Annotated in this window: 25 protein-coding genes and 1 riboswitch; of the genes, 20 read left to right on the top strand and 5 right to left on the bottom strand. The window is 44.6% G+C overall.

All coding sequences use genetic code 11. The annotated features are described in order from the left end of the window. The first annotated feature begins 122 nt into the window (after nucleotides 1-122). The 3 genes from ACHZC4_RS08595 to cpdA all read left to right on the top strand — a co-directional run bounded on the left by ACHZC4_RS08595 (nucleotide 123) and on the right by cpdA (nucleotide 2,729). Nucleotides 123-440, top strand: a complete 318-nt coding sequence (locus tag ACHZC4_RS08595; protein ID WP_394753422.1) for a class II aldolase/adducin family protein — start codon at nucleotides 123-125, stop codon at nucleotides 438-440. A 163-nt stretch (nucleotides 441-603) separates the two neighbouring features. Further along, nucleotides 604-1,920 (top strand): amino-acid N-acetyltransferase, encoded by a 1,317-nt coding sequence (gene argA / locus ACHZC4_RS08590; protein WP_394753421.1) that lies wholly within the window; start codon nucleotides 604-606, stop codon nucleotides 1,918-1,920. Nucleotides 1,921-1,928: 8 nt separating this feature from the next. After that, complete coding sequence (cpdA, locus tag ACHZC4_RS08585) at nucleotides 1,929-2,729, top strand: 3',5'-cyclic-AMP phosphodiesterase (RefSeq protein ID WP_394753420.1); 801 nt, start codon at nucleotides 1,929-1,931, stop codon at nucleotides 2,727-2,729. Here cpdA and ACHZC4_RS08580 read toward each other — a convergent pair. Next, nucleotides 2,726-3,286, bottom strand: a complete 561-nt coding sequence (locus tag ACHZC4_RS08580) for an RNA pyrophosphohydrolase (RefSeq protein WP_394753419.1) — start codon at nucleotides 3,284-3,286, stop codon at nucleotides 2,726-2,728. The two genes, cpdA and ACHZC4_RS08580, sit on opposite strands and share 4 nt — an antisense overlap. 148 nt (nucleotides 3,287-3,434) lie before the next feature. Here ACHZC4_RS08580 and ACHZC4_RS08575 point away from each other — a divergent pair, with 148 nt between their 5' ends. The 7 genes from ACHZC4_RS08575 (at nucleotide 3,435) to ACHZC4_RS08545 (ending at nucleotide 11,102) form a co-directional block, all read left to right on the top strand. Further along, entirely contained in the window at nucleotides 3,435-4,091 is a 657-nt protein-coding gene (locus ACHZC4_RS08575; RefSeq protein WP_394753418.1) for an HAD family hydrolase, read from the top strand. Between the two features lie 362 nt (nucleotides 4,092-4,453). Beyond that, a complete protein-coding gene (locus tag ACHZC4_RS08570; RefSeq protein ID WP_394753416.1) occupies nucleotides 4,454-4,930 on the top strand; it encodes a formate dehydrogenase subunit gamma in 477 nt (158 codons plus the stop codon). Then, the gene (locus ACHZC4_RS08565) at nucleotides 4,927-6,465 is read left to right on the top strand and encodes a formate dehydrogenase beta subunit (RefSeq protein WP_394753415.1); all 1,539 of its coding nucleotides are present in this window, start codon (nucleotides 4,927-4,929) and stop codon (nucleotides 6,463-6,465) included. Before ACHZC4_RS08570 ends, ACHZC4_RS08565 begins: the two co-directional genes overlap by 4 nt. Nucleotides 6,466-6,576: 111 nt before the next feature. Further along, the gene (locus ACHZC4_RS08560) at nucleotides 6,577-7,029 is read left to right on the top strand and encodes a DUF29 domain-containing protein (protein ID WP_394753414.1); all 453 of its coding nucleotides are present in this window, start codon (nucleotides 6,577-6,579) and stop codon (nucleotides 7,027-7,029) included. A 155-nt stretch (nucleotides 7,030-7,184) separates the two neighbouring features. Then, a complete protein-coding gene (gene fdhF, locus ACHZC4_RS08555; RefSeq protein ID WP_394753413.1) occupies nucleotides 7,185-10,037 on the top strand; it encodes a formate dehydrogenase subunit alpha in 2,853 nt (950 codons plus the stop codon). Next, a complete protein-coding gene (gene fdhD, locus ACHZC4_RS08550; protein WP_394753412.1) occupies nucleotides 10,030-10,869 on the top strand; it encodes a formate dehydrogenase accessory sulfurtransferase FdhD in 840 nt (279 codons plus the stop codon). The genes fdhF and fdhD overlap by 8 nt, the downstream gene beginning before the upstream one ends. Before the next feature lie 11 nt (nucleotides 10,870-10,880). Then, on the top strand, nucleotides 10,881-11,102 hold the full coding sequence (locus ACHZC4_RS08545) for a formate dehydrogenase subunit delta (protein WP_394753411.1): 222 nt from the start codon (nucleotides 10,881-10,883) through the stop codon (nucleotides 11,100-11,102). Nucleotides 11,103-11,217: 115 nt separating this feature from the next. Here the strand turns inward: ACHZC4_RS08545 and ACHZC4_RS08540 are convergent, their stop codons facing one another. Continuing rightward, on the bottom strand, nucleotides 11,218-12,591 hold the full coding sequence (locus ACHZC4_RS08540; protein WP_394753410.1) for a cyclic nucleotide-binding domain-containing protein: 1,374 nt from the start codon (nucleotides 12,589-12,591) through the stop codon (nucleotides 11,218-11,220). Between the two features lie 149 nt (nucleotides 12,592-12,740). Here ACHZC4_RS08540 and ACHZC4_RS08535 point away from each other — a divergent pair, with 149 nt between their 5' ends. The 10 genes from ACHZC4_RS08535 to ACHZC4_RS08490 all read left to right on the top strand — a co-directional run bounded on the left by ACHZC4_RS08535 (nucleotide 12,741) and on the right by ACHZC4_RS08490 (nucleotide 22,766). Beyond that, the gene (locus tag ACHZC4_RS08535) at nucleotides 12,741-14,096 is read left to right on the top strand and encodes a Do family serine endopeptidase (protein ID WP_394753409.1); all 1,356 of its coding nucleotides are present in this window, start codon (nucleotides 12,741-12,743) and stop codon (nucleotides 14,094-14,096) included. A 106-nt stretch (nucleotides 14,097-14,202) separates the two neighbouring features. Beyond that, nucleotides 14,203-14,775, top strand: coding sequence for a 3'-5' exonuclease (locus ACHZC4_RS08530; protein WP_394753408.1), 573 nt, complete (start codon nucleotides 14,203-14,205; stop codon nucleotides 14,773-14,775). Between the two features lie 157 nt (nucleotides 14,776-14,932). Next, entirely contained in the window at nucleotides 14,933-15,451 is a 519-nt protein-coding gene (gene moaB / locus ACHZC4_RS08525) for a molybdenum cofactor biosynthesis protein B (RefSeq protein WP_394753407.1), read from the top strand. A gap of 11 nt (nucleotides 15,452-15,462) precedes the next feature. Then, entirely contained in the window at nucleotides 15,463-15,870 is a 408-nt protein-coding gene (locus ACHZC4_RS08520) for a DUF423 domain-containing protein (RefSeq protein ID WP_394753406.1), read from the top strand. Next, on the top strand, nucleotides 15,857-18,520 hold the full coding sequence (pepN, locus tag ACHZC4_RS08515; RefSeq protein WP_394753405.1) for an aminopeptidase N: 2,664 nt from the start codon (nucleotides 15,857-15,859) through the stop codon (nucleotides 18,518-18,520). Before ACHZC4_RS08520 ends, pepN begins: the two co-directional genes overlap by 14 nt. A 119-nt stretch (nucleotides 18,521-18,639) precedes the next feature. Continuing rightward, nucleotides 18,640-19,455 carry a bifunctional DNA-formamidopyrimidine glycosylase/DNA-(apurinic or apyrimidinic site) lyase gene (gene mutM, locus ACHZC4_RS08510; RefSeq protein ID WP_394753404.1) on the top strand — a complete coding sequence of 272 codons (816 nt, stop codon included), beginning with the start codon at nucleotides 18,640-18,642 and terminating at the stop codon, nucleotides 19,453-19,455. A gap of 39 nt (nucleotides 19,456-19,494) precedes the next feature. Continuing rightward, nucleotides 19,495-19,709: riboswitch (cobalamin riboswitch) on the top strand. Nucleotides 19,710-19,818: 109 nt separating this feature from the next. Beyond that, the gene (locus tag ACHZC4_RS08505; protein WP_394753403.1) at nucleotides 19,819-21,354 is read left to right on the top strand and encodes a TonB-dependent receptor domain-containing protein; all 1,536 of its coding nucleotides are present in this window, start codon (nucleotides 19,819-19,821) and stop codon (nucleotides 21,352-21,354) included. After that, nucleotides 21,315-21,671: a TonB-dependent receptor domain-containing protein gene (locus tag ACHZC4_RS08500; protein ID WP_394753402.1), complete on the top strand. Its 357-nt coding sequence runs from the start codon at nucleotides 21,315-21,317 to the stop codon at nucleotides 21,669-21,671. Before ACHZC4_RS08505 ends, ACHZC4_RS08500 begins: the two co-directional genes overlap by 40 nt. A gap of 57 nt (nucleotides 21,672-21,728) precedes the next feature. Continuing rightward, nucleotides 21,729-21,971, top strand: coding sequence for a type II toxin-antitoxin system Phd/YefM family antitoxin (locus ACHZC4_RS08495; protein ID WP_394753401.1), 243 nt, complete (start codon nucleotides 21,729-21,731; stop codon nucleotides 21,969-21,971). Between the two features lie 213 nt (nucleotides 21,972-22,184). Continuing rightward, nucleotides 22,185-22,766 (top strand): hypothetical protein, encoded by a 582-nt coding sequence (locus ACHZC4_RS08490; RefSeq protein ID WP_394753400.1) that lies wholly within the window; start codon nucleotides 22,185-22,187, stop codon nucleotides 22,764-22,766. Nucleotides 22,767-22,993: 227 nt separating this feature from the next. On the opposite strand, the gene ACHZC4_RS08485 is transcribed toward ACHZC4_RS08490, so the two are convergent. Genes ACHZC4_RS08485 through xseA form a run of 3 tightly spaced genes read right to left on the bottom strand, consistent with a single transcriptional unit; the run spans nucleotide 22,994 to nucleotide 25,601 of the window. Further along, entirely contained in the window at nucleotides 22,994-23,488 is a 495-nt protein-coding gene (locus tag ACHZC4_RS08485) for a YqiA/YcfP family alpha/beta fold hydrolase (protein WP_394753399.1), read from the bottom strand. Between the two features lie 33 nt (nucleotides 23,489-23,521). After that, nucleotides 23,522-24,367, bottom strand: a complete 846-nt coding sequence (locus ACHZC4_RS08480) for a peptidoglycan DD-metalloendopeptidase family protein (protein ID WP_394753398.1) — start codon at nucleotides 24,365-24,367, stop codon at nucleotides 23,522-23,524. Continuing rightward, complete coding sequence (gene xseA / locus ACHZC4_RS08475; RefSeq protein ID WP_394753423.1) at nucleotides 24,357-25,601, bottom strand: exodeoxyribonuclease VII large subunit; 1,245 nt, start codon at nucleotides 25,599-25,601, stop codon at nucleotides 24,357-24,359. The genes ACHZC4_RS08480 and xseA overlap by 11 nt, the downstream gene beginning before the upstream one ends. Between the last annotated feature and the right edge of the window lie 100 nt (nucleotides 25,602-25,701).

Raw genomic sequence — 25,701 nt, 5'->3', positions numbered from 1 at the left:
TAACTCAGGAGGCATTGACTTGGAGATTCCTGTTTGTGGCACCTATTTTGGTAACCCATTGATAAAAATCAACCTGCATTGATTTGTAGGGACTACCCGATACCGATTACGACGGCGTAGCGTTGTGCGATTCCATAGGTGAACGCATGGCGAAAATCCTGGGCGATGCCGATGTACTGTTTCTGGGCAATCATGGCGTTATCACCGCCGCGCCGACAGTTGCACAGGCTTTCGACGACTTATATTTCCTGGAACGCGCCGCACAAACCCAAATTCTCGCCATGAGTACTGGTCGACCGTTAAGCTGTTTAGCGCCTACACTTATCGAACAAGTTGCTGCGCAAACCCACTATGAACGCTTTACACTGGGCTATATTGAGCGCCATTTTGCCGCTCAAAAGCGGCTTCTGGATAGTGCTGGCAGCTTATATCGGCGCTGATGAGTAGAAAATTATTTATCTTCAAAGTCAAGTCACTATTACCTTTTTTAGACGTAACTATTACGACGTACTTTTAAGAAAGCTCGCTATAATTAGCGCTAAATTGTTCACGCGCTAGCGTAAAAAGCGCCGGTAATTCGCGCCTCATCTTAAAAAACACATCATGGAACTTCAAAACGCATTTGTAAGCTGGTTTCGGAATTCATCGCCTTACATCCATGCCCACCGTAACAAAACCTTTGTCATCTCTTTTGGCGGCGAAGCTGTACTCGATGAAGATTTTGATCATCATGTACATGATTTTGCTTTGCTGAGCAGTTTAGGGATACGCCTGGTTTTGGTGCATGGCATACGCCCTCATATAGACCAACGTCTGGCCAAGCTTAATCATCCTGCCCTGTTTCATAACAATTTACGTATTACCGATGACCTGGCGCTGCAATGCGCCAAAGAAGCCGCAGGTTTAGTGCGCGTAGAAATTGAAGCCTTGCTATCCATGGGGCTGGCTAATTCGCCAATGGCAGGTTCCGAATTAAAGGTAACCTCGGGTAATTTCATTACCGCCAAACCTATAGGCGTTATTGACGGCATGGATTACTGCCATACCGGCGAAGTGCGCCGCGTTGATAGTGTCGCTATTCATCAGCAATTGGATCAGGATGCGGTGGTATTAATATCGCCTATCGGTTATTCGCCCAGTGGCGAAATTTTTAACTTATCAGGCGAACAAGTGGCGACAGCCGTAGCCATTGCTTTAAACGCCGAAAAATTGATCTTGCTGACTGAAACCACCTGCCGGAATCCCGGTAATGATGAACCCATACGGCAAATGACCAGCACCGAAGCGCATACTTTATTACAACAATATCCAGACATGCCGGAGCTTATCCGTTTACCGATCAAATCGGCCATTCAAGCTTGCCAGGCGGGTATCAGTCGAGTGCATTTGATTGATAGAACGCAAGATGGTGCATTGTTGCTGGAACTTTTTACCCGTGATGGTATCGGCACCTTAGTCAGTTCCACGCCTTTTGAAGAATTGCGCACGGCAACTTTAAACGATATTGGCGGCATTTTGGAGCTGATAAAACCCTTGGAGCAACAAGGGATACTGGCTAAACGCTCGCGTGAAAAGATTGAAATGGAAATCAATGATTACATCATTATTGAACGCGACGGCCTAATCATCGGTTGTACGGCGTTACATGCCGATGAGCAAGAAAAATTCGGGGCAATTGCCTGTCTTGCTGTGCATGTTAATTACCAAGGAGCTGCACGCGGCCAACGTTTGTTTGATTATGCGTGCTTAAAAGCCAAAAAGTTAAATTTAAACAGCTTATTTGTGTTGTCAACGCAAACTACGCACTGGTTTATTGAACGTGGGTTTGTGTTGTCAGATATTAATAGCCTACCCGCACCTTTAAAAAAACTATACAATCCGCAAAGAAATTCTAAAATTCTTTACAGGGCACTGGAATAAGTGATGCCATGACTAAATTCAAAGAATGCATAACAATATTGCATGTTACTGACTCGCATATTTTAGCTTCGCCGACTGCAACAGTGTTGGGTATTAATACGGCGCATTATTTTCAGGAGGTTATTAAGCACGCTTTTGCCAGCCATCATTTTGATGTGATTCTGCTAACGGGCGATTTGGCTCAAGATCCTTGTATGGCCAGTTATCAGTTTATTAAAGATATTCTTGAACCCTACAATACAGTTTGTATTTGCCTGCCTGGTAATCATGATGATTTTGACCTTATGCAGCAGGTATTTAGCAGTGGGACCATTTCCTGCCGTAAGCATCTGTTTCTAAACAACTGGCAATTGATTGGTTTGAACAGCCAGATAATCGGCGCTGAGGGCGGATTTTTGTCAAACGAGGAATTAGTGTTTCTGGAACACTGTTTGATGAATAATGTAAATCATTATGCGTTGATTGCTGTGCATCATCACTGTGTGGAAACGCAGAGTAGCTGGATGGATACCATGATTATAAAAAACCGCAAACAATTGTTCGCGGCAATCAAGGGCTATCCACAGGTAAAAGCGATAGCCCATGGACATATCCACCAAAGTTGGGAGTCTAATATGGCAGGGGTAAAGATAATGGGAACGCCGTCAACCTGTTACCAGTTTAAGCCTAAGGCCAAAGAGTTTTCTTTAGACGATGCACTCCCCGGCTATCGCATTATTTCACTTTATAATAATGGCGACATTAAATCGGAAGTCATTCGCCTAACCGAACCGCTGACCGGCTTACAAATGTACATACATGGCTACTAACCGGATACACCTATCAACAGCTTATCTTTTGCGCTTTCGCGTTTTTCTTTGGTTAAATAGCCTGTGGCATTCACCGGTACGGAATCTACCGTAAGAATCGCGCCCAATTCACCCATAGCTTTTTGATATACCTTGCGTTTAAAGTACACCACATCTTTGAGGGGCTGCCAATAATCCACCCAGCGCCAATCGTCAAATTCCGGCTTGGAACAACGGTTAAAACAAACATCCGCATCGGTAGTGACTAAACGCAACATAAACCAAATCTGCTTTTGGCCTATACATAAAGGCATTGAGCTTTTACGTATGTAACGTTCCGGTAATTGATACCGTAGCCAGTAGCGTGTGCGTCCCAAAATTTGAACATGCTGCTGTTCAAGTCCTGTTTCTTCCCATAGTTCACGATACATCGCTGTTTCGGGGTCTTCGTCATCATTAATGCCGCCTTGAGGGAACTGCCAAGCGTTTACCCCCATCCGTTTTGCCCAAAACACACGACCCTCGTCATTACACAGGATAATGCCGACATTAGGCCGGTACCCTTTAGAGTCTATCATGCTAAAACCTGTTAGTGTTATCCTACCTCTTCTCAATCTGGATTACGATAGAATTGCGAAGTAGATCAGTCTTTAAATACCAACATTGTTTCATAAAAAATGTACGGATGCTATAGTACGCAGCTAACTATTTGAGTGAAGGATGACTGTGAGTTTAGCGATTTTTGATTTGGATAATACCCTGATTGCTAATGATAGCGACTATTTATGGGGACAATTTCTAGTCGACCAGGGTGTTGTTGATAAAGCGTATTATGAGAGCGCCAATGCTACCTTCTATGAAGACTACAAGCACGGCACATTAGATATTATTGCGTTTTTAAATTTTTCTTTAAAGCCATTGGCAGATAATCAACCTGAACAGCTTTATCAGTGGCGCGAAAAATTTATAACAGACATCATCAAACCTTTATTATTAAAACCTGCACAACAACTGATTGCCAAACATAAACAAAAAGGCGACACCGTTCTGGTTATTACGGCAACCAACCGCTTTGTAACTGAACCGATAGTCAGTTTATATGGCATTGATATCCTGTTGGCGACTACACCAGAGTTTATTGATGGCCGCTATACCGGAAAATTTACCGGTGTACCGTGTTTTCAGGAAGGCAAAGTAACCCTGTTGCAAGAATGGCTAAAAATAACAAAACACACACTGGAAGGCAGTTGGTTTTACAGTGATTCGCATAATGATCTGCCGTTATTAAAATTAGTAGATAATCCAGTTGCGGTTGATCCTGATGAAAAATTAGCCTCTTTTGCCGCGCAAGCCAACTGGCCCATTATTACCCTAAAGAAGTAATGCTGATATTCCATAGCACGGTTTCTCCCCTGCCCCAGTCAAAAATATAAATACTTTCGTTATATAATCCGCCGGTTTTTTTATATGAATTATACTTTCCATCCAGTTAAGCGTTATTCGGTTAGCTATAACACGTTCTTATTAAACTTTAAATTTCTGCGCTGTCATACTTTAGTTTTTAAGCATTAACAAACTGAGCCTGCTCAAGCTGTCAAGACCTGCTTGAATGCGGATAGTCAGGCTGTTTTATATGTATTTTTACACATAAAGTTTTATGCTATGCTAGCGCCTGAAAATATTTGCGATACAACTAACGGACACCTGTTGTTTTATTGGGCGGAGCCCACCGACGTGAGATAAACATGACCGAACCAAGCACTACCCAGCTCACTGTGCAAGAGATAGCTGCTGCCCTTAAAGACAAACCCGGCGCACTTTTACCCATTCTTCATAGTATACAGGATACATTAGGCTACATTCCCCCAGAAAGCGTTGCTGATATTGCAAAAACGCTTAATCTTTCGCGTGCAGAAGTTCATGGTGTGATCAGCTTTTACCACTATTTTCGTGAAACACCACCGGGTAAACACACCATTCACTTGTGTCTTGCCGAATCTTGTCAGGCCATGGGTAACAAAAAGCTGGAAGCCCATGTTAAGAGCACATTAGGTATCGATTTTCACGAAACCACTGCCGATGGAAAGTTTTCCCTGGAACCTGTTTATTGCTTAGGTAATTGTGCCTGCTCGCCTGCCATGCAAATTGGCAAAGATATTTATGGCCGCGTGTCGCCACAATTGTTTGATGATGTTATCGGTGCGTTAGGAGCGGGCGAATGAGTATCACTGTTTATGTTCCGCGCGATTCCAGCGCAATATCTTTAGGCGCAAACCGTATTGCTGCGGCTATCGCACAAGAAGCCCAAAAGCGTTCTATTGACATTAAGTTAGTGCGCAATGGCTCCAGAGGCCTATTCTGGCTTGAACCTTTGGTAGAAGTTGAAACCGCACAAGGTCGCATCGCTTATGGCCCCGTACAAGTTTCGGATGTTACAAGCTTGTTTGATGCCAATTTCATCCAAGGCGGCGAGCATGCCCTAAGCTTGGGATTAACTGAAGAAATTGCCTATCTTAAAAAACAGGAAAGACTGACCTTTGCCCGCGTCGGCATTACTGATCCTGTCAGTTTAGAAGACTATTTGAGCCACGACGGTTACCGTGGTTTAGCGAATGCCCTGAAACTTACGCCTGAGGAAATTGTCAAACAGGTCACTGATTCAGGATTACGGGGACGTGGCGGCGCAGCTTTTCCAACCGGCATCAAGTGGAACACAGTGTTGAATGCCCATGGCGATCAGAAATACATTGTCTGTAACGCTGACGAAGGCGATTCCGGCACATTTTCAGATCGTATGATTATGGAAGATGATCCGTTTGTGCTAATAGAAGGCATGACTATTGCTGGGTTAGCAGTGGGCGCAACGCAAGGTTATATTTATTTGCGCGTGGAATATCCACATGCTTATGACGCTTTAAATGAAGCCATTACCAAAGCACACGCCGCCGGTTATTTGGGCGATAATATTCAAGGCAGTGGCAAGAAATTTGAATTGGAAGTGCGCTTAGGTGCAGGCGCGTATATTTGCGGCGAAGAAACCTCGTTACTGGAAAGTCTGGAAGGTAAGCGCGGCTTGGTGCGCTTTAAGCCACCACTGCCAGCGATTAGCGGCTTATTCGGCAAGCCTACGGTGATTAACAATGTTATCTCGTTAGCTACCGTGCCGATTATATTGGATAAAGGCGGCGAGTTTTACCGTAACTTCGGTATGGGACGCTCACGCGGTACGTTGCCAATACAGTTGGCGGGTAATATTAAGCACGCCGGTCTAGTGGAATTAGCGTTTGGCTTGACTTTACGTGAACTTTTATATGAGTACGGTGGAGGCTCGGCAACCGGCAGACCGATTCGTGCGGTGCAGGTCGGTGGGCCACTCGGTGCTTATTTGCCTGAATCACAATTTGATACCCTGGTGGATTATGAATCATTCGCAGCCATCTGGGCGGTATTGGGGCATGGCGGCATTGTCGTGTTTGACGATACCGTCGATATGGCAGAAATGGCACGCTACAGTATGGAGTTTTGTGCGATAGAATCGTGCGGTAAATGTACGCCGTGCCGTATAGGATCTACCCGTGGACGCGAAGTGATTGAGGATATTATGGCTGGCAAAGAGTTGGCTAAAAATGTGCCGTTGTTACGGGATCTTTGTAATACGCTCCTGAATGGTTCGTTGTGTGCTTTAGGTGGCATGACACCCTATCCCGTCTTAAGCGCCCTGAATCATTTCCCTGAAGATTTTGGGATAACGCAATAAATGTATTGATTGGCTTGAGTTGCTTGTAACTGGGTTAGTTAACTATATATGAGTTATTAATAATCGCCATTTCTCGAAAATATGCATTTTTAGAGGATTAAAATCAACGTTATGGAAACAACAGCCGATTACAACAAAGATTTTTATGCCTGGCTGATTAAAAGCGCTGAGTTATTGCGTAAAAATCGGTTTGCTGAAGTGGATATTGAGCATGTTGCCGAGGAATTGGAAGCCATGAGTAAAAGCGAAAAAAGAGAACTCATGAGTCGCTTAACGGTTCTACTGGCGCATTTGCTGAAATGGCAATTTCAATCGGCTTTACGTTCCAGAAGTTGGAAAAATACAATTTTAACGCAACGCATTGATATATCAGGATTGCTTGAGGATAGTCCGAGCCTGCAATATGACTTGGGGGATAAAATAGTTGTCGCCTATGAAAAAGCGAAACTGAGTGCGGAAGATGAAACGGGAATAGATAAAATATATTTTCCGGAACAATGTCCTTATAGTTTTGCACAGATGCTAGAAAAAGATTTTTTCCCTGAACATGAAAGCACAAGATGACTGTGTTTATCTTGAGAAGACAGGCAACAAAAAAGCCATTGAAAATAAATTAACAGTTATGTATCCATTTGAAGCATTTTAATGAGCTTCTGACGGAAAGAAACAACAAAAGTATACGGCCGTAGCAGCCAAATAATGATACGAGGAAAGCCCGGATGAGCATTAATAAACAACAAGATTTTGGTACGCCTGCCTCTGAAGTAGCGCAAACGGTTACCTTGGAAATCGATGGTTTTACAGTAACTGTGCCTATGGGTACATCGGTTATGCGTGCGGCGGCCACTATTGGTATTGATATTCCCAAATTATGTGCAACCGATAGCATACAACCGTTTGGCTCCTGCCGCTTGTGCGTAGTGCAAATTGAAGGCGGACGCGGTATGCCAGCATCTTGCACCACGCCGGTTGCCGAAGGCCAGAAAGTATCCACCCAAAGCCCCAAACTGGCCGATGTGCGCCGTGGTGTGATGGAATTGTACATATCAGATCATCCACTGGATTGCTTAACCTGCTCTGCCAACGGTGATTGCGAATTGCAAGATATGGCCGGTGCGGTAGGTTTGCGCGAAGTGCGTTATAACCCCGCCGGTGAAAACCACCTGAGCGCCGTTAAAGACGAAAGCAACCCGTATTTTAGTTTTGACCCCAGCAAGTGTATTGTGTGTTCACGCTGCGTTAGAGCCTGTGAAGAAACCCAGGGTACTTTCGCGCTGACCATTGATGGCCGTGGCTTTGATTCCAAAGTATCGCCCAGCCAGAATCAATCGTTCATGGATTCTGAATGCGTTTCCTGTGGCGCGTGTGTACAAGCCTGTCCCACCGCTACTTTAATGGAAAAATCGGTTATTGATCACGGTCAACCCGAACATGCCATTATTACCACTTGCGCGTATTGCGGAGTCGGTTGCTCATTTAGAGCCGAAATGAAAGGCGAGCAAGTCATCCGTATGATACCGAACAAAGACGGCCAGGCCAATCATGGCCATTCGTGCGTAAAAGGCCGCTTTTCCTTTGGTTATGCAACGCATAAAGATCGCGTTACTAAACCCATGATTCGTGCCAATATCAGCGATCCCTGGAAAGAAGTCAGCTGGGAAGAGGCCATTAACCATGCCGCTTCAGAATTAAAACGCCTACAAAGCAAATACGGTAAAGATTCTATTGGCAGCATCACTTCATCGCGTTGCACCAACGAAGAAGTGTACTTGATGCAAAAACTCACCCGCGCCGGTTTTGGTAATAATAACGTTGATACCTGCGCCCGTGTTTGCCACTCGCCCACTGGCTATGGCTTAAAACAAACTTTTGGTGAATCTTCCGGTACGCAAGATTTTGATTCAGTGATGGAAGCCGATGTGATTATGGTGATCGGTGCTAACCCTACCGATGGCCATCCGGTATTTGCATCGTTGATGAAAAAACGTCTGCGTCAAGGTGCTAATCTCATTGTGGTCGATCCGCGCCAAATTGATCTGGTGAAAACTCCGCATGTTGAAGCCGATTACCATTTAAAATTGCGCCCTAGCACCAACGTCGCGTTAATGAATGCCTTGGCTTACGTGATCGTCACCGAAAATCTGGTTGATGAAGATTTTGTTAACGAGCGCTGTGATATCGAATCGTTCAACAAATGGCGTACGTTTATTCGCCAGGATATGCACTCGCCAGAAAATGCCGAAGCCATTACGGGTGTACCTGCTGCTGATGTGAGAGCTGCGGCAAGACTTTATGCAACCGGCAAAAATTCAGCTATCTACTATGGTTTAGGCGTAACCGAACACAGCCAAGGTTCAACCACGGTTATCAGCATTGCTAATTTGGCAATGGCGACCGGTAATTTGGGACGAAAAGGCGTGGGTGTTAATCCGCTACGTGGCCAAAACAACGTACAAGGCTCGTGTGATATGGGTTCTTTCCCGCATGAATATCCAGGCTACCGCCATGTATCGGATGACATTACCCGTGGCTTATTTGAGATAACATGGCACGCGGAATTGAGTCCTGAGCCAGGTTTGCGTATTCCCAATATGTTTGAAGCGGCCATCGATAAAACCTTTATGGGGCTTTATGTGCAAGGTGAAGACATTGCGCAATCTGATCCAGATATCCAGCATGTCCACGCTGCGTTGCGTTCTATGGAATGCGTTATCGTGCAGGATTTATTCCTGAATGAAACCGCCAAGTTTGCCCATGTATTCTTCCCTGGTTCGTCATTCCTGGAAAAAAATGGCACGTTTACCAATGCCGAACGTCGTATTTCGCCAGTGCGTAAAGTAATGACACCGCTGGCAAAATACCAGGATTGGGAAGTGACGCAAATGTTGTCCAATGCCATGGGCTATCCGATGAATTACAGCCATCCATCAGAAATCATGGCGGAGCTGGCCAGTTTAACACCCACCTTTGCTGGCGTGAGTTACGAAAAAATTGACCAACTGGGCAGTATTCAATGGCCTTGTAATGATGAATCGCCTGCCGGTACACCTGTTATGCATAAAGATGAATTTATGCGTGATGACGGCAAGGGTTTGTTTATGTTGACTGGTTACGTGCCAACCGCTGAAAAAGTGACGCCAAAATTCCCGTTGATATTAACCACAGGTCGTATTTTGTCGCAATACAACGTGGGCGCACAAACTCGCCGTACCGAGAATAATGTCTGGCATGCTGAGGATATTTTAGAAATCCATCCGCACGATGCTGAAGACAGAGGCGTAAATAATCAGGACTGGGTAGGCATTAAAAGTCGTTCCGGCGAAACGGTGTTACGTGCACTGATCAGTGACCGTGTGCAACCGGGTATTGTTTACACCACGTTCCACTTTCCAGAATCGGGTGCTAATGTTATCACCACCGACAACTCGGACTGGGCGACCAATTGCCCTGAGTACAAAGTCACGGCTGTACAAGTGACTAAAGTGAACCAGCAATCTGAATGGCAAAAAGATTATCAGGCCTTTTCTGAAGACCAATTGGATTTGTTAGCGCAAGGCATGGCGAATGATTAATGGGCCTTGCCCAGAGTTAGGATGGCCAAGTTATCAGCAAAGCACTGTTGACCGGTGGCAACACGGTCAACATGCTAGCCAGCTGGATTATATTGCCGAAGAAGTCCCGGTGGTCCTGGTTTACAACGGGGTATCGCATGTGGTTATGCTGGCTACCCCCACTAATCTTGAAGACTTTGCGCTGGGGTTTAGTATGACCGAGGGCATTATTAACTCAGCGCAAGAATTTTTGTCTTGCCATGTGCATACGCGCTCCAAAGGTATTGAAGTCAGTATTAAAATTCCCGATGAGCGTTTTGTATGCATGACCGATAAAGGCCGCAACTTAACCGGACGCACTGGCTGTGGATTATGTGGCGCGTCGTCTTTAAAACAGGCGATTCGTCAACCGGTTCCTGTTTTGCGCGGGGTGATATTATCGGATCGTGAATTATCGCTGGCATTAGACAAACTTAGAGAACACCAAAATATTAATTTGCTGACCGGTTCCGTGCATGCCGCAGCGTGGGCGACGCCTGACCAGGGCATTATAGCGGTTCGGGAAGATGTCGGGCGGCACAATGCGCTGGACAAATTAATCGGCTGGTTACTGCGCACCGGGCAAGATCCTGCTAGCGGTTTTGTCATTGTCACCAGTCGTGCCAGTTATGAAATGGTGCAAAAAACCGCGTCTGTGGGCATTAGTTTGCTGGTTGCAGTTTCTGCACCCACCGGCCTTGCTATCCGCGTAGCTGATGAAGCGGGATTGACGCTTATTGGTTTTGCACGTGATGACCAACATGTGGTGTATACGCATTCTTATCGTTTAACGCACACCAATTACCTTATTTAATTTAGTGAATTATGTCCAACAAAATTGAAAACCTTGTAAAAATGGCGAATGATATCAGCAATTTTTTTAATGCTGAAAGTGATAAAGCTTTGGCAGCGGAAGGTGTTAAAAAACATATCCTGCGTGCGTGGGAGCCTAGAATGCGTAACGCAATTATTGAATATTCGCAAAAAGACGGTTCGGGCTTAAATCCTTTGGCGACAGAAGCGATTAAGCTGTTGGCCATCGGTTAACAGATTTTATCGTTATCTTTATTTATTTTTCTGCCCCAGATAAAGATGGAAAATAATTCAATTGCAAAAGCGTTGTTGGTTTATTGATACTGGCAAAAAAAGCACACTTAAAATTTTAAGGTTGCGGACGATTGGTTTGCGCCATCTTAAATTTATTTAGCACCTGCGTTAGCTTATCCACTTGCTTAAATAATATACGGCACTGTTTTTCAGCCTCATCCTTGTCCGCTTTCATTTGCGCATAATGCTGCTGCAATTCGGCTTGGGTTTTTGTTAAACGCTTATTTTCCGACTCTAAAAAAGCTATCCGCGCATCCAGGTCGGTATTGGGTAATGTTAGCCAATCTACCCCTGCATAAACGATATCATCTTTCCAGTGGCTATCATTCTGCAATGATGAAAATTGACTGACACGATTGAAAAAAACCGCCTCATTTTCTGGTGTAACCGGAATATTATCCAGACCACCTTGTAAAACAAATGCAGAATATCGTTGCTTGATTAAAAAAAACGCTGCCGCTTCACTGGTTTTATCATCATTTCCGGTAATAATCACCGGATTTTCTGAAGGCAGCATTTTGTATCGGCCTTTTAACAACGCAAACGGAATATTAATACTGCCGTTCAAATGACGCTCTCGATACTCACTCGCTGTTCTAACATCAAGCAAGGTAGCGCCCGTCTGTAAAATCTGCTGGATTTCAAAAAAATCAACACACTTTAACAACGGATTTTTAATTAAATCTACAAACTTTGTTTTATGCAAGCGCATCAAAACAACAGGGGTAAGTGCAGTGATGGTTTCGGTTCTGGGCGCATCAAAAATCAACGCATCTTCACCCAGGCTATTGCCTTTGCCAATCTGGGCAAGCTTGATTTCTTTAACATCAGGGGATGGTTTGTGAGTCAATAGACAGGCGCCACTTTTTATCAAATAATAATAATCATCGATATCGCCTTGCTCCAGAATGACAGCACCTTTATTAAAACTGATATCTTCCAGATTGATTAATATTTTCTGGAAGTTGGCTGGCGTAAAGCTATGGAAAACCGGCGCTTTTAACAATGTTGTTATCCAGTCATGGGTATCGTCGCCATCTTCTTCAATAACAATATAACCCTCATCTTCCTGATAAACCAGCGGTGGCGGATTATTGATTTGTTCTGCGTTTAAGCGTAAATAACGCACCACCCCTTTAGCGAAAGCATCGATTTTTCTGGGAACTTGATGCGCCAAGGCAAAGCGTGCCGAGGGGCTATCGGCCTTAATGGTATCAATCACCAGATCCTGGGCTTGTAAAGTTACCGTACCACTAATCAAATAGATCAAACGATCGTCTGTATCGCCTTTTTTAAACAAAAAGTCATCGCGAATTTCTTCCACCTCCATAGCTGCACACAGCGCTTTCATCGGTGCACTGGGTAAGCTCGCCAGGGGAATGAGCTTACGGATAATCAATCCTTCCGTGGAACTTAGATCTACAGCCATGAAAAAAACTCTCAAATTACAATCAATGAAATAATAGTTTATTCTCCAATGGTTTGTTTAAAAAAACCACAATCATTGCATCTTGTATTAAACATTTTTATACCTATATTGTCTTAATAGGCATAATTAACTCTCCTGATAGAAAAAACATGACGACTCAATCCATAAAAAAACGGCTGTTATTAACGCTTTTACCGGTGTGCCTGAGTTTTACTTCGGCGCTTTTTGCGGCAGGGTTGCCAGCGTCAATTGACGGGCAACCGTTGCCGACATTAGCGCCCATGCTGGAGCGCAGTATGCCGGCGGTGGTAAATATTTCTACCTCCACCAATGAGGCTAAAGAAAATCCGTTAATGCAAGATCCCTATTTTAAGCAATTTTTTAATGTGCCTAACCAATCCCGACAACAAAAAAACAGCCTGGGTTCAGGGGTAATTATCGACAGTGCCCAAGGTTTGGTGCTGACCAATAACCATGTTATCCACAAAGCCGATAAAATAATGGTGACATTGACCGATGGTCGGCAACTTACTGCACGGTTGGTAGGCACAGACCCTGATGCCGATGTTGCGGTGATCCAAATCCCTGCCGAAAACCTGACACAATTACCTATTGCCGACTCCAGCCAATCCAAAGTAGGTGATTTTGTGGTGGCTATTGGCAACCCATTTGGTTTGGGACAAACGGTAACCTCCGGTATTGTCAGTGCTTTAGGCCGTTCCGGTTTGGGCATAGAAGGTTACGAAGACTTTATCCAGACCGATGCGTCCATTAATCCGGGTAATTCGGGTGGTGCTTTGGTTAATTTGCGCGGTGAGTTTATTGGCATGAACACAGCCATCTTAGCGCCCAGTGGTGGTAATGTAGGGATTGGCTTTGCAATTCCGTCCAATATGGTCATGACTATTAAAGAATCATTGGTTAAAAACGGCGAAGTCAGACGTGGTTTGCTGGGCGTTGCGACCCAGGATTTAACGCCAGAACTGGTTAAAGCCTTTAATCTGCAAAACAAACAGGGTGCGGCTATTAGTCGAATTGAAAGCAATTCACCTGCCGAAAAAGCCGGTTTGCAACTGGGTGATATTATCATAACAGCAAATAACAAAACGGTGAAAAACAGCCATGATATTCGTAATATTATTGGTTTGCTGCAAGTAGGCGATACGGTAGCCATTGACTATTATCGCGGCAATGAAAAGCGGCAAACCACTGCGACCATTGGTAAGCAGGAACGTCCGCAGTTCTTTGGCGGCAAGCTGCACCCTGCCTTACAAGGCACGGTCTTGGGTGTTACCGATAAAGATCAGGTTGAAGGCGTATTAATCGAAAAAATCGATACAAAATCCAAACCCTGGAAAGTAGGTTTGCGTCCTGGCGATGTTATTGTTTCCGCCAATCAATATCGTATTCACAATCTTGACGAATTAAAACAAGTGGCTGATCCTAACAATGACTTGCTCATTAATATTCAGCGCGGACAAGAAGCGTTTTTTGTGGTTTTATAGTAGAAATACTGCTAACGCAGGCGCAGCACAGCTATAATGCCGTAAAGTGCTGCACGGATGTTTATGGCATGCTACTCTGAAAATCACACAATTTGATGGAGGTTTGATGTACTTGTTTTTTGATACCGAAACAACCGGTGTGCCACGTAACTACAAAGCACCGGTAACCGATTTAGCCAATTGGCCAAGGTTGGTGCAAATTGCTTGGTTACTTGCAGATGAAAATGCCAATGAAATTGCCAGCGTTGAGTATATTATCAAACCCGAAGGTTTTACTATCCCCAAAGAGGCGGTAAAAATTCATGGTATTACAACTGAACAGGCAGTTGAAAATGGTGTTGATCTTACACAGGTTCTCACTGAAGCCGCCGCTGCCATTGCTCAATCATCGGTTTTGGTCGCGCATAATATAGCATTCGATGAGAAAATTTTAGGGGCTGAATTTTTGCGTTCTGGGCAAAAAAATGTGCTAAGTTCAAAGCAGCGCTTATGCACAATGCAAACGGCAACAAACTACTGCCAAATACCTGGGCCTTACGATTATAAATGGCCTACGTTAAACGAGTTGCATAAAAAGCTCTTCAACACATCGGTCGTGGGTGCACATCAGGCCTTAGCTGATGTACGTGCGTGTGCCCATTGTTATTTTGAACTCAAGCGGCGAAAAGTTGTGGCTTAGCCGGTATTTTATTGTGCTTTGCGATTATTCGGTTATTTTAATGTTACTAAATAAGGAATTATTGTGCCCATCGGACTATTGATTATTGCTTTGCAAATTTTCTTTGCCATCCATGCCGTGAAAAACGGCAAATATTCGATTTAATTATAGATTTGTGATGACAGAAAAATTTTTTATTCCACTCAACATTTCCGTACTCGTGGTATCGGATACCCGCACAGAAGCAGATGATGTTTCTGGGAAAATCCTAGTCGATAGTCTTGTTGATGTCGGCCACCGGCTTAGTGAGAAGAAAATAGTCGCAGATAATATTTACCGTATCAGGGCAACGGTTTCAGCCTGGATTGCCGATGAGTCGATTAATGTCATCTTAACCACCGGTGGCACGGGCGTTACCGGTAGAGACGGTACACCAGAAGCTATCACACCTCTACTGGATAAAGTCTTGGATGGTTTTGGCGAAACGTTCCGGATGTTGTCTTACCAAGAGATTAAAACCTCCACTATTCAATCACGCGCTATCGCAGGTGTTGCCAATGCAACCTATGTGTTTTGTTTGCCCGGCTCTGCCAGCGCCTGTCGCACCGCCTGGAATAGTCTTATTAAAGAACAACTGGATTATCGAACTCGCCCTTGTAATCTGGTACAGTTAATGCCACGGCTCATGGAAAAATAAGGAGAACGACTGTGAAATCTGGATTTTTATGCCTAGGCGCACTGTGTGCTTTTATGGGTGTGGGCATGGGGGCTTTTGGCGCTCATGCGTTAAAAAAGATGTTAAGCCCTGAGATGATGGCCGTTTACCAGACCGCAGTCACTTACCAGATGTGGCATGCGCTAGGCCTTATCGCCATTGCCCAATTTCGGGCACAAGCACCGGACTCCAGTTTACTCACCTTTGCCGGGGTATTGATGTTTTTAGGTGTTTTATTATTTTCTGGTAGTTTATACGGCTTAGCCCTGCTTAATCTCAACTGGCTAGGCATGATTACACCTGTAGGCGGGGTTTGCTTTTTAATCGCCTGGTTACTCATCGCACTATTCACAATAAAAAAACAATCCCCCAGCAGGTATAACTCCAATGCGCGACGCTAACCCTAAAACTATTTATCTTAAAGACTATACCGTACCTGATTATTTAATAGGCAGCGTTGCACTCAATTTTAGCCTGGATGAGGAAAACACCACCGTAATCGCTAGACTTACCTTAATCCGTAATCCTGCCAGCCAATCCACCGGCACCGCCTTAGTTTTATTAGGTGAAAAACTAACCTTACTTCGCGTAGTGCTTAATGATGATATTGAGTTAACCTCGCAACACTATCAGCAAACCGAAGAGTCGTTAATTATTCACAATGTGCCGCAACAACACAGTTTTGTACTGACTATCGAAAACACTATTAATCCAAAAGCCAATAGCGCCTTAGAAGGACTGTACCTTTCTAATGGCATGTTATGCACACAATGCGAAGCGGAAGGTTTTCGGAAAATCACTTACTTTTTAGATAGACCCGATGTGATGACGCGCTTTACCACCACGCTTGAAGGTGATAAAGACCGCTATCCGGTATTATTATCCAATGGTAATAAAATGGCATACGGCGAACTGCCCGATAACCGTCATTGGGTAACCTGGGAAGACCCATTTCGTAAACCGTGTTATTTGTTTGCCCTGGTTGCAGGCCGGTTGGCGTGTTTGCAAGACAGTTTTACTACATGTTCGGGCCGTGAGATCAGTTTGCAAATCTTTGCAGAACCTCACGATCTAGACAAATGCGGGCACGCCATGCAATCGTTAAAAAATGCCATGCTCTGGGATGAGCAAGTCTATGGCCGTGAATACGATCTGGATTTGTACATGATTGTAGCGGTCAGCCATTTCAATATGGGCGCCATGGAAAACAAAGGCCTAAACGTTTTTAATACCAAATTTGTATTAGCGCGGCCCGACACCGCCACTGATTCTGATTATGAACACATTGAAGGCGTTATTGGCCACGAATACTTTCATAACTGGACAGGCAACCGCGTTACTTGCCGTGACTGGTTTCAGTTAAGCTTAAAAGAAGGTTTTACGGTATTTCGTGACCAGGAATTTACCGGCGATAAAACGTCAAAAGCCGTTAAGCGTATTGAAGATGTCAATATGCTGCGCACCCGCCAGTTTGCCGAAGATGCAGGTCCCATGGCACACCCCATCCGCCCCGATGCCTACATTGAAATCAACAATTTTTATACCTTAACGGTTTATGAAAAAGGCGCGGAAGTGGTACGCATGCTGCATACGCTGCTCGGTAAAGCAGGTTTTCGCAAAGGCAGCGATTTGTATTTTAAACGCCACGACGGCCAGGCCGTTACCTGTGATGATTTTGTCAATGCGATGGAGGCGGCTAATGATATTAACTTAAGCCAGTTTCGTCGCTGGTATTCGCAGGCCGGAACGCCGATATTAACGGTGCAGCAAGCCTACGATGCAGCGGCTCAAACGTTAACGTTAACGCTAGCGCAAACCTGTCCTGTCACACCTGGACAAACAGTTAAAGCGCCGTTATTAATTCCGGTTATTGTGGGTTTGATTAACCCCGATGGCACTGCGGCAAACTGCAAATTGGCAGGTCAGACTGAATCTTGTAAAGACATTATTTTGCAGCTCACCGAAACGCAGCAAGCTTTTAGCTTTGAAGGTTTAGCGCAGCAGCCGGTAGTGTCAATATTGAGAGGTTTTTCCGCGCCCGTTAAAGTGGTCATGGAACGCAGCCTTGATGAGCTGGCGTTTTTACTCAGTCATGACAGCGATACCTTTAATCGCTGGGAAGCAGGACAGCAATTGGCCAGCCAAATCATTTTTGGATTAGTTGCCGATTTGCAAAACCATCGGGCAATGCAGTTAAATCCCATTCTAATCCAGGCCTTTGAAAAAGTGTTAAGCCATCAGTGGCCCGATTTATCGTATTTTTCTTTGTTGTTAACTTTACCTTCGGAAAGCTATCTGGCCGAACAAATGGCCGTGGTTGATGTAGACGCTATTCACGCTGCCAGAGAGTTTGTCATATTTAACTTGGCGGAACATTTTCAAACGGTGTTGCGTGGGCTTTACCAAGCCTATCATGGTGATGAATCCGGACAATTTGATGCCGGTGCCATTGGTCGTAGGCGCATCAAAAATACCTGTTTGGGCTATTTGAGCCGATTGAATAATAGCGAGATTCAACAGTGGGCGTTGCAGCAATTTAACAGCGCCAAAAATATGACCGATCAAATCGCTGCCTTGTCGGATATTATTAACAATCCTCATGCCGATAAACAGCAGTGTTTAGCAAGTTTCTATCAGCAATGGCAATCGGAGGCTTTGGTTATTGATAAATGGTTTACTTTGCAAGCCACCTGCAAAATGCCCGATGCTTTTGCTATTGTCTTGGCATTAATGAATCATCCGGCTTTTGATTTGACCAATCCAAACCGTGTGCGGTCATTAATCGGGGCTTTCAGCCAAGGTAATCCATTGCATTTTCATGCCGCTAATGGCCAAGGCTATGCGTTTTTAGGCGATCAGATTATCGCGCTTAATACGATTAATCCCCAAGTGGCTTCACGTATGCTAGGCGCATTAACGTCCTGGGCTCGGTATGACGAAAAAAGACAAGTGTTAATGAAAGCCCAGCTCGAAAGAATTATAACTACCGATAATATATCCAAGGATGTATTTGAAGTGGCGAGCAAGAGTTTGAACCCCGTTAACCCATGAGATTTTGTTAATTTACCGTCCCAGTAGTAGCTGAAGCACCCCAGATAATTTCGTGATCCGTAGAGACGCAAAATCTTGCGTCCCTACTTTCTATGCCTATTGCTAATAAATAATCCACCATGCCAGAATTACCCGAAGTTGAGACCGTCTGCCGTGGTGTTGCGCCGCACATTATTGGCCAAACTATTCAGAAAGTAATTGTGCGTCAACCCAGCTTGCGTTGGCCTGTACCATCCACACTCGGTAATAGCTTAACGGGTGTTACTGTCCAGTCGGTCAGTCGGCGGGCAAAATATCTGCTGATTGCCACCGATCAAGGCACGTTGATTATCCATTTGGGGATGTCCGGCAGTTTGCGGATAGTTGATAGCCAGCAAGCCCTTAAAACCCACGATCATATCGATTTTGTCTTTGCTGACAATATCATCATGCGTTACAACGATCCACGCCGCTTTGGTGCCGTGTTGTGGACTAACGAACCGATTGGTGAACATAAGCTGCTTAAAGATTTGGGGCCAGAACCGCTATTAATTTACTTCACAGGCGAATACTTGCACACACAATCTAAAAACCGCAAAGTGCCGGTCAAATCCTTCATTATGGACAGCCATGTTGTGGTAGGTGTGGGTAATATTTATGCCAATGAAGCCTTGTTTATGGCGGGAATTCATCCACTCAAACACGCAGGCCAGATTAGTCTGGCCGAGTATAACAAACTATCTGATTGCATCCGGACAGCTTTAGCTAATGCCATACAACAAGGCGGCACCACCTTGCGTGATTTTGTCAACGAAGCCGGAAAGCCGGGGTATTTTCAACAACAATTGCGCGTTTATGGTCGTGCCGGGTTACCTTGTGTATCTTGCCAGCAACTTTTGCAGGAAGTCAGGTTATCAAATCGCTCGACGGTATTTTGCGTTAGCTGCCAGCCGTAAATCTGGCACATTACTTGTGTTATCAACATAATCAACTATAATTGCCGCCTGCTTTAAGGTTCCGCAAGGTTTCACCACCTGAGGATTAAACGGGAAGTCGGTTAAGTTTAACCCAATCCGACGCTGCCCCCGCAACGGTATGTCAGTAAAGAATCATCTTGTGCCACTGTGTTTGCGCATGGGAAGGTGATGATTCAGGCAATAAGAATTGCCACTGATAAGCCCGGAGACCTGCCTGTAAGCATATTCGACACAGCGGAGGGCTGTGTTACGAAGAAAGTCGGTATCTTGTCGATTTACGTCTTCGTCTGCCCTCTGTTGTGATTTAATCACTCTCATGCGCGGGCGGCGCAGAAGTCAAACATGAAAAAAATTCTTTTTAGTTCAATCTTGCTAGCCGGTGTTAACACACCACTTTTACACGCACAAACCCCAGCCAATCAAACCGCAGTAGATTTGCCAGAAATGGTGATAACCGCAACGCGTTCTGTCACGCCTAAAAAACAGCTATCGGCAGCATCTACGGTTTATACCCGCAAAGATATTGAACGCTTACAGGTTAAGACTTTGCCCGAACTGTTGCGCGGCACAACAGGCCTGGATATGACCCAAAACGGTGGCTTAGGTACCACCACCAGTGTATTCATGCGCGGCACCAATTCTGATCATGTACTGGTATTGGTCGATGGCATTAAAGTCGGCTCAGTGACGTTGGGGACAACTCCTTTTGAGTTTGTGCCGATTGATCAAGTGGAGCGGGTAGAAATTATCCGTGGGCCGCAATCCAGTTTGTACGGATCAGAAGCCATGGGTGGTGTTATTCAGATCTTTACCCGTAAAGGTGAAGACTCAGAAAAACCTCAATTTAGTCTGGATGCTGGCGGGGGTTCGTATGATACTTACCGAACTTCTGGGAATGTAAACGGCAGGTGGAAAAACAGTTGGTACAGTTTAGGTGCATCTTCGATTGGTACAGAAGGTATTAATGCCCGCCAGCCCATTCCGGGACCATTCGGCTTTAGTCAACCGGATAGAGACGGTTACCAAAATACAGCTATGAATGCCCGCGCCGGCCATCGCTTTGATAATAATGCCGAACTTGAAGCCTTTTTTATACGTGCGCAAGGCACTAATGAATTTGATGCCAATTTTGGCGGTGATCACGCGGCTTTTATTACTCAAACCGTAGGTGTTACAGGGGCATTAGATGTTGCCGACAACTGGCGGTCTACCTTGCGTTTAGGACAAAGTCTTGATAAAAGTGATACGTTTAATGCTGATATTACTAATACATTAAATAGCCGCTTTGATTCCACACGCTGGAATGCTAGTTGGATAAATGAAGTAGCTTTGTCTGACAACCATAAATTGATTCTCGGTTCCGATTATCGCCTTGATGAAGTAGACAGTACGACCGTATATACAGAAAAATCCCGTTATGACGTTGGCGTGTTCGGTGAATACCGTGGTGAAATTTTTGAAAATCACTTTGTAAATGCTTCAGTACGCTGGGATAAAAATGAGCAATTTGGTAATTATGTCTCTAGCAATTTAGGCTGGCGGTCTAACTGGGATTACGGTATCAGTACATTTGCCAGTTTTGGTAACTCATTTAAAGCCCCGTCTTTTAACGATCTGTATTACCCTAACTATGGCAATCGAAATTTGAAGCCTGAAGAATCAACTTCCTTTGAAGCTGGGCTAGCCGGTAACCATGATTGGGGGCAATGGGAAATTCGCGCGTATCACACGAACATCGACAATTTAATTACCCCGGTAGCCGATCAAAATTTTAACTACACGGCTAAAAACGTGGGTAAATCACAAATTGACGGCTTGGAAGCTGAGATTGGCACACAATGGCAAGGTTGGAATACCAAATTAAACATGACCTGCTGAATCCTGAAATCAGGGACACCAATAAGCGCTTGCCGCGCAGGGCTGATAAAACGCTATCGTTTGATGTGTCGCGCTCATTTGGGCAAGTTGATGTGGGTGCTAATGTGATGGCGCAAGATCATCGTTTTGATAATCCGGACAATAGTATCAAGGTGGCAGGCTACGTTACCGTTGATTTACGTGCGGCTTATCACATTAACAAAAACTGGCTTTTAAACGCCAAGCTAAACAATCTTTTGGATAAGGATTACCAGACGGTTAATACGTATAATACGCAAGGGATGAATTACTTCCTGTCTATCCATTATAATAACTGATAACCCAACCTGTTATAGGGCGGGTAAAGCCCCACCCTATATACATTGGAGATTATTATGCAGATGCTTAAGGCCAGTATAGTTCACGCTAATTTTGATCGCCTTATCGAAGAAGCCACGCAATCACACGAACCGATTATGATTACCGGTGAACACAGCAGTGCTGTTTTGATCGCCGCTGAAGATTGGAGTGCCATTCAAGAGACTCTTTATTTGCTGGCGGTATCGGGTATGCGAGAATCCATTAAGACAGGGATGGCTGAACCATTGGCTGAAAGTGCCAAGGCAGTTGAATGGTGAGTGGACGCATTACGAAATAGATTGATTGAGCTTATGGCATTTTAGACTCTACATAAAAGTGATAGAGGCAAAGATGTGTTTAGTGCCGCCAGTGCAGAAGACCTGTTTAAGCAACTGGGTATTTGATGTGATTATCTGTATTATCGGTGTGCATCACAATTTACAGCCACACGCCGACCTTTTTGGTCAATAATAAAACCTTTGGAGAAACCCATGAACATAAACCGCTATCTGAAAGCCGACTATCTACCCATTCCTTTAATTGCCGCCATGATACTGACGCGCTTCCACCATTTTGGTGATTTAATACATTTGCCGGATGCATCCTTAGCGGTGTTTTTCTTTACTGGATTTTTTCGTAAAAAAATATTGCTGGGCTTTTTGTTGGCGCTGGCGGCGTTAATTGATTATGTCGCGATTTCAAATGGCACTAGCGCTTGGTGTGTAACACCCGCTTACGCCTTTTTAATCCCTACCTATGCAGTAATGTGGTGTGCAGGGCGTTTCTGTTCAAGTTTAGCGGCAATGAAGGGTACGGAACTCACATTGTCAGTTGATGCTCTAGGCTTACTGGCTTTGGCAACAACGTTGGCTTTTATTATTTCCAATGGCAGTTTTTATTTGCTTTCCGGACGTTATGGCGAGATGTCTGTAATGCAATACCTGGAAAGGGTTGCGCATTATTATCCCCCGTACATGAGCTCTACCCTGATCTACGGCATAGTAGGTTATGCGCTGGTTAAGCTGCTTAAGTTTATGCTATCAGCCCTAGATAGCCATAAAACAGCTTCTTAAGCTATCCTGCACGGGCTATCTGACTGAAGAAACTGCCAATACGCTTTGCTTGGGTAGTGTAGCGTTTTTTAAGACGTAAATACGATATTCACCATGGTTGGTTTATTGGCTTTTTCATAAAGAAAAGTAGTTTGCTGGACTCATAACCTTAAATATCTTGCTCCCTACGATATTTTTTATAAATACGGCGATAGCAGAGAAAATAGTTATTCAGCATCCATCAAAACTCAACACTCCGCCATAAAACGATCAAACTCCTCAGCCAACTGCGGGAGATGACTGGTCAAACGGTGATCTGCATCCAGCATTTTCAACTGACAACGATACTGCCGACAAAACCGCCAAGCATTATCCGGCGGCACAACGTCATCTTGCCAACCGTGTATGACTAAAGTATGTTCTGGGGGCGAAAATTCCGTAGATTGATAACCCGGCAAATAAAACGCCGATGCCAACAAAAACAAATCATTTGCACCTACCATCGCCGCAGTTACGGTAGCGACATAAGCACCCATGCTAGAACCTACCAACACAATCTTGTCGTAGCCAGACAAATCCAGCGATAGCAGTTGCTTTACGCGTACATCCGGATCGTTGCTCGCCGTATAATCCGGGCTGATAACCTCATAGCCATGACGTTTAGCTACCTCTGCCATCGCCAACCCTTTTTCGCCCCACGGTATGCTGTCTTTGCCGTGGTTATATATCATCAGTTTTTTCATAATTCGCTTTTAGTGTAGGTGTTTGATGTAGGCCTATTTATTACGCGCATCCAGCCGCGCAATATCTCTGGCAATAAACAAAGCCGGATCGATCTTGGTGTTGTTCAAATAAATATTCCAATGCAAATGCGGGCCAGTAACGCGGCCTGTTTTGCCTACTGTACCCAAAATATCACCTTGCTTGAGCTGTTGCCCTGGTTTTACATGAATTTCTGTCATGTGGAAATAACCGGAAATTAAACCTTGGCCGTGATCAAGCAGCACGGTGTTGCCGTTGTAATAGAAATTACCGGTATCAATCACCCGCGCTGTAGCAGGCGCTTTAATCGGTGTGCCCGCAGATGCGGCAATATCCAATCCACCATGCGGGTCTTTGGCTTGCTTGTTAAAAAAGCGTTTCAAGCCAAATAAACTACTCAGTCTGCCTTCTACCGGCGGGATAAAATCCGTATCCACAGTGGCTTGTTCCGTCCATGTCGATAGTGCTTTATTAAGAATGATCCGATCATCACTGATACGTTTTTCATCAGCAGCATTAGGGTTGACCATACGCTTATTTTTAATCTTCAAATATTGTGCCGGATACTTTTTATCCATTATCTGAAAAGAGATTGGCGTGTCGCCTTTGGGCGTTTTTATAGTTATATTTTGTTGGCCTAATGTTGCATCCAGTGGTATGCCAACCAAGGCTAACCATTTGAAATTTTGTTGTGTCACCAGCACGCGATGATTTTGGTAAAACACCTGCGGCATCGGCAGTTTAGCATCACCTAATGGAATATGTACTATGCCGCCGGGTACGGCCAACGGGTCAGGCAAGCTTACCGCCGATGCGTAAACCGGCAATATAGAAAGTAACAGCAAGCATTTAATCATCATTAATATCCTTAATTTGGCTGGTAAAATGGCCGCGTGCCACACGAATTTGAATCATATCACCGATTTTGATCTGCTCAATCGTACGAATTAACTTTCCGGAAGGGATAAGACTTGCGATAGCATAACCGCGATTGAGTGTTGCCAGTGGACTGACCGTATGCAGCGTTTGGCTAACATTTAATAGCTGTTGCTTACGTCTGTCTAAGTGCTTTTGCATGGCCTGGATCAAACGATTATGCAAATAAACCTGGCGTTGTTTATGGCTGTTAATGACAATAGTCGGTGCATACTGCCATAATTTAGCGGTTTTAGTTTCGCTATTATGCCTGTAAACCTGCAACTTTGTTTGCATAGCCCAGTTTAGCCGACCTTCCAAATCATCAACCCACTGGTTATTAGCCAGCAATTTTTGCCTCGGATGCTGGGATTGCAAATGCTTAACCAAACCATTTAACAATTGCCGTTGATAAGCCAACTTCCGCACTAATAGCTGTTTTAAGCGCGACTCAATGGCCGTAAATCGTGCTGCCCATTCTTGTTGATCCGGGGTTGCATGTTCTGCGGCTGCGGACGGTGTGGGCGCACGCAAATCAGCGACAAAGTCCGCCAGGGTTATATCAGTTTCATGGCCTATCCCGGAGATAATCGGAATTTGGCTGGCAAACATAGCACGGACAACGCTTTCTTCATTGAAGACATACAAATCTTCCAGTGATCCGCCGCCACGCGCCAAAATCAACACGTCGCATAATTGCTGCTTATTGGCTGTGGCAAGCGCGGCAACAATCTCATATTTTGCGCGTATGCCTTGTACGGCAACCGGATAAATAATAATAGGTATGGCCGGAAAACGTCGTTTTAATACAGTAAGAATATCCCGAATAGCTGCACCTGTGGGCGAGGTAATCACACCAATGCTGTGCGGTAAAACCGGCAAACTGCGCTTACGAATAGCATCAAACAAACCTTGCTGCGATAATTGCAGCTTCAGTAATTCAAAAGCGCGGCGTAAATCGCCTTCTCCAGCAGGTTCTACATGATCAATGATGAGTTGATAATCACCTCTCGCTTCGTATAAACTGACTTGGCCTTTAACCACAACCTGTTGGCCATTTTCCAGTTTAAATGCTACTTTTCGCCGTTGCATAACAAATAAAGCACAGCGAATTTGCGCTTGCGTATCCTTCAGGGAAAAATAAACATGTCCCGATGAAGGCGTACTAAGATTGGAAATTTCGGTAGTCCCTACAAATCAATGCAGGTGTTAATTTGTAGGGATTTTTGACATAGTGCAGTGATAAAAACTGCACTGAAACCCCATGACCCTGAAATTA

The organism is Crenothrix sp., assembly GCF_043729335.1.
Lineage (GTDB): Bacteria > Pseudomonadota > Gammaproteobacteria > Methylococcales > Methylomonadaceae > Crenothrix.
This window is presented reverse-complemented; position numbering and strand designations above follow the sequence as displayed.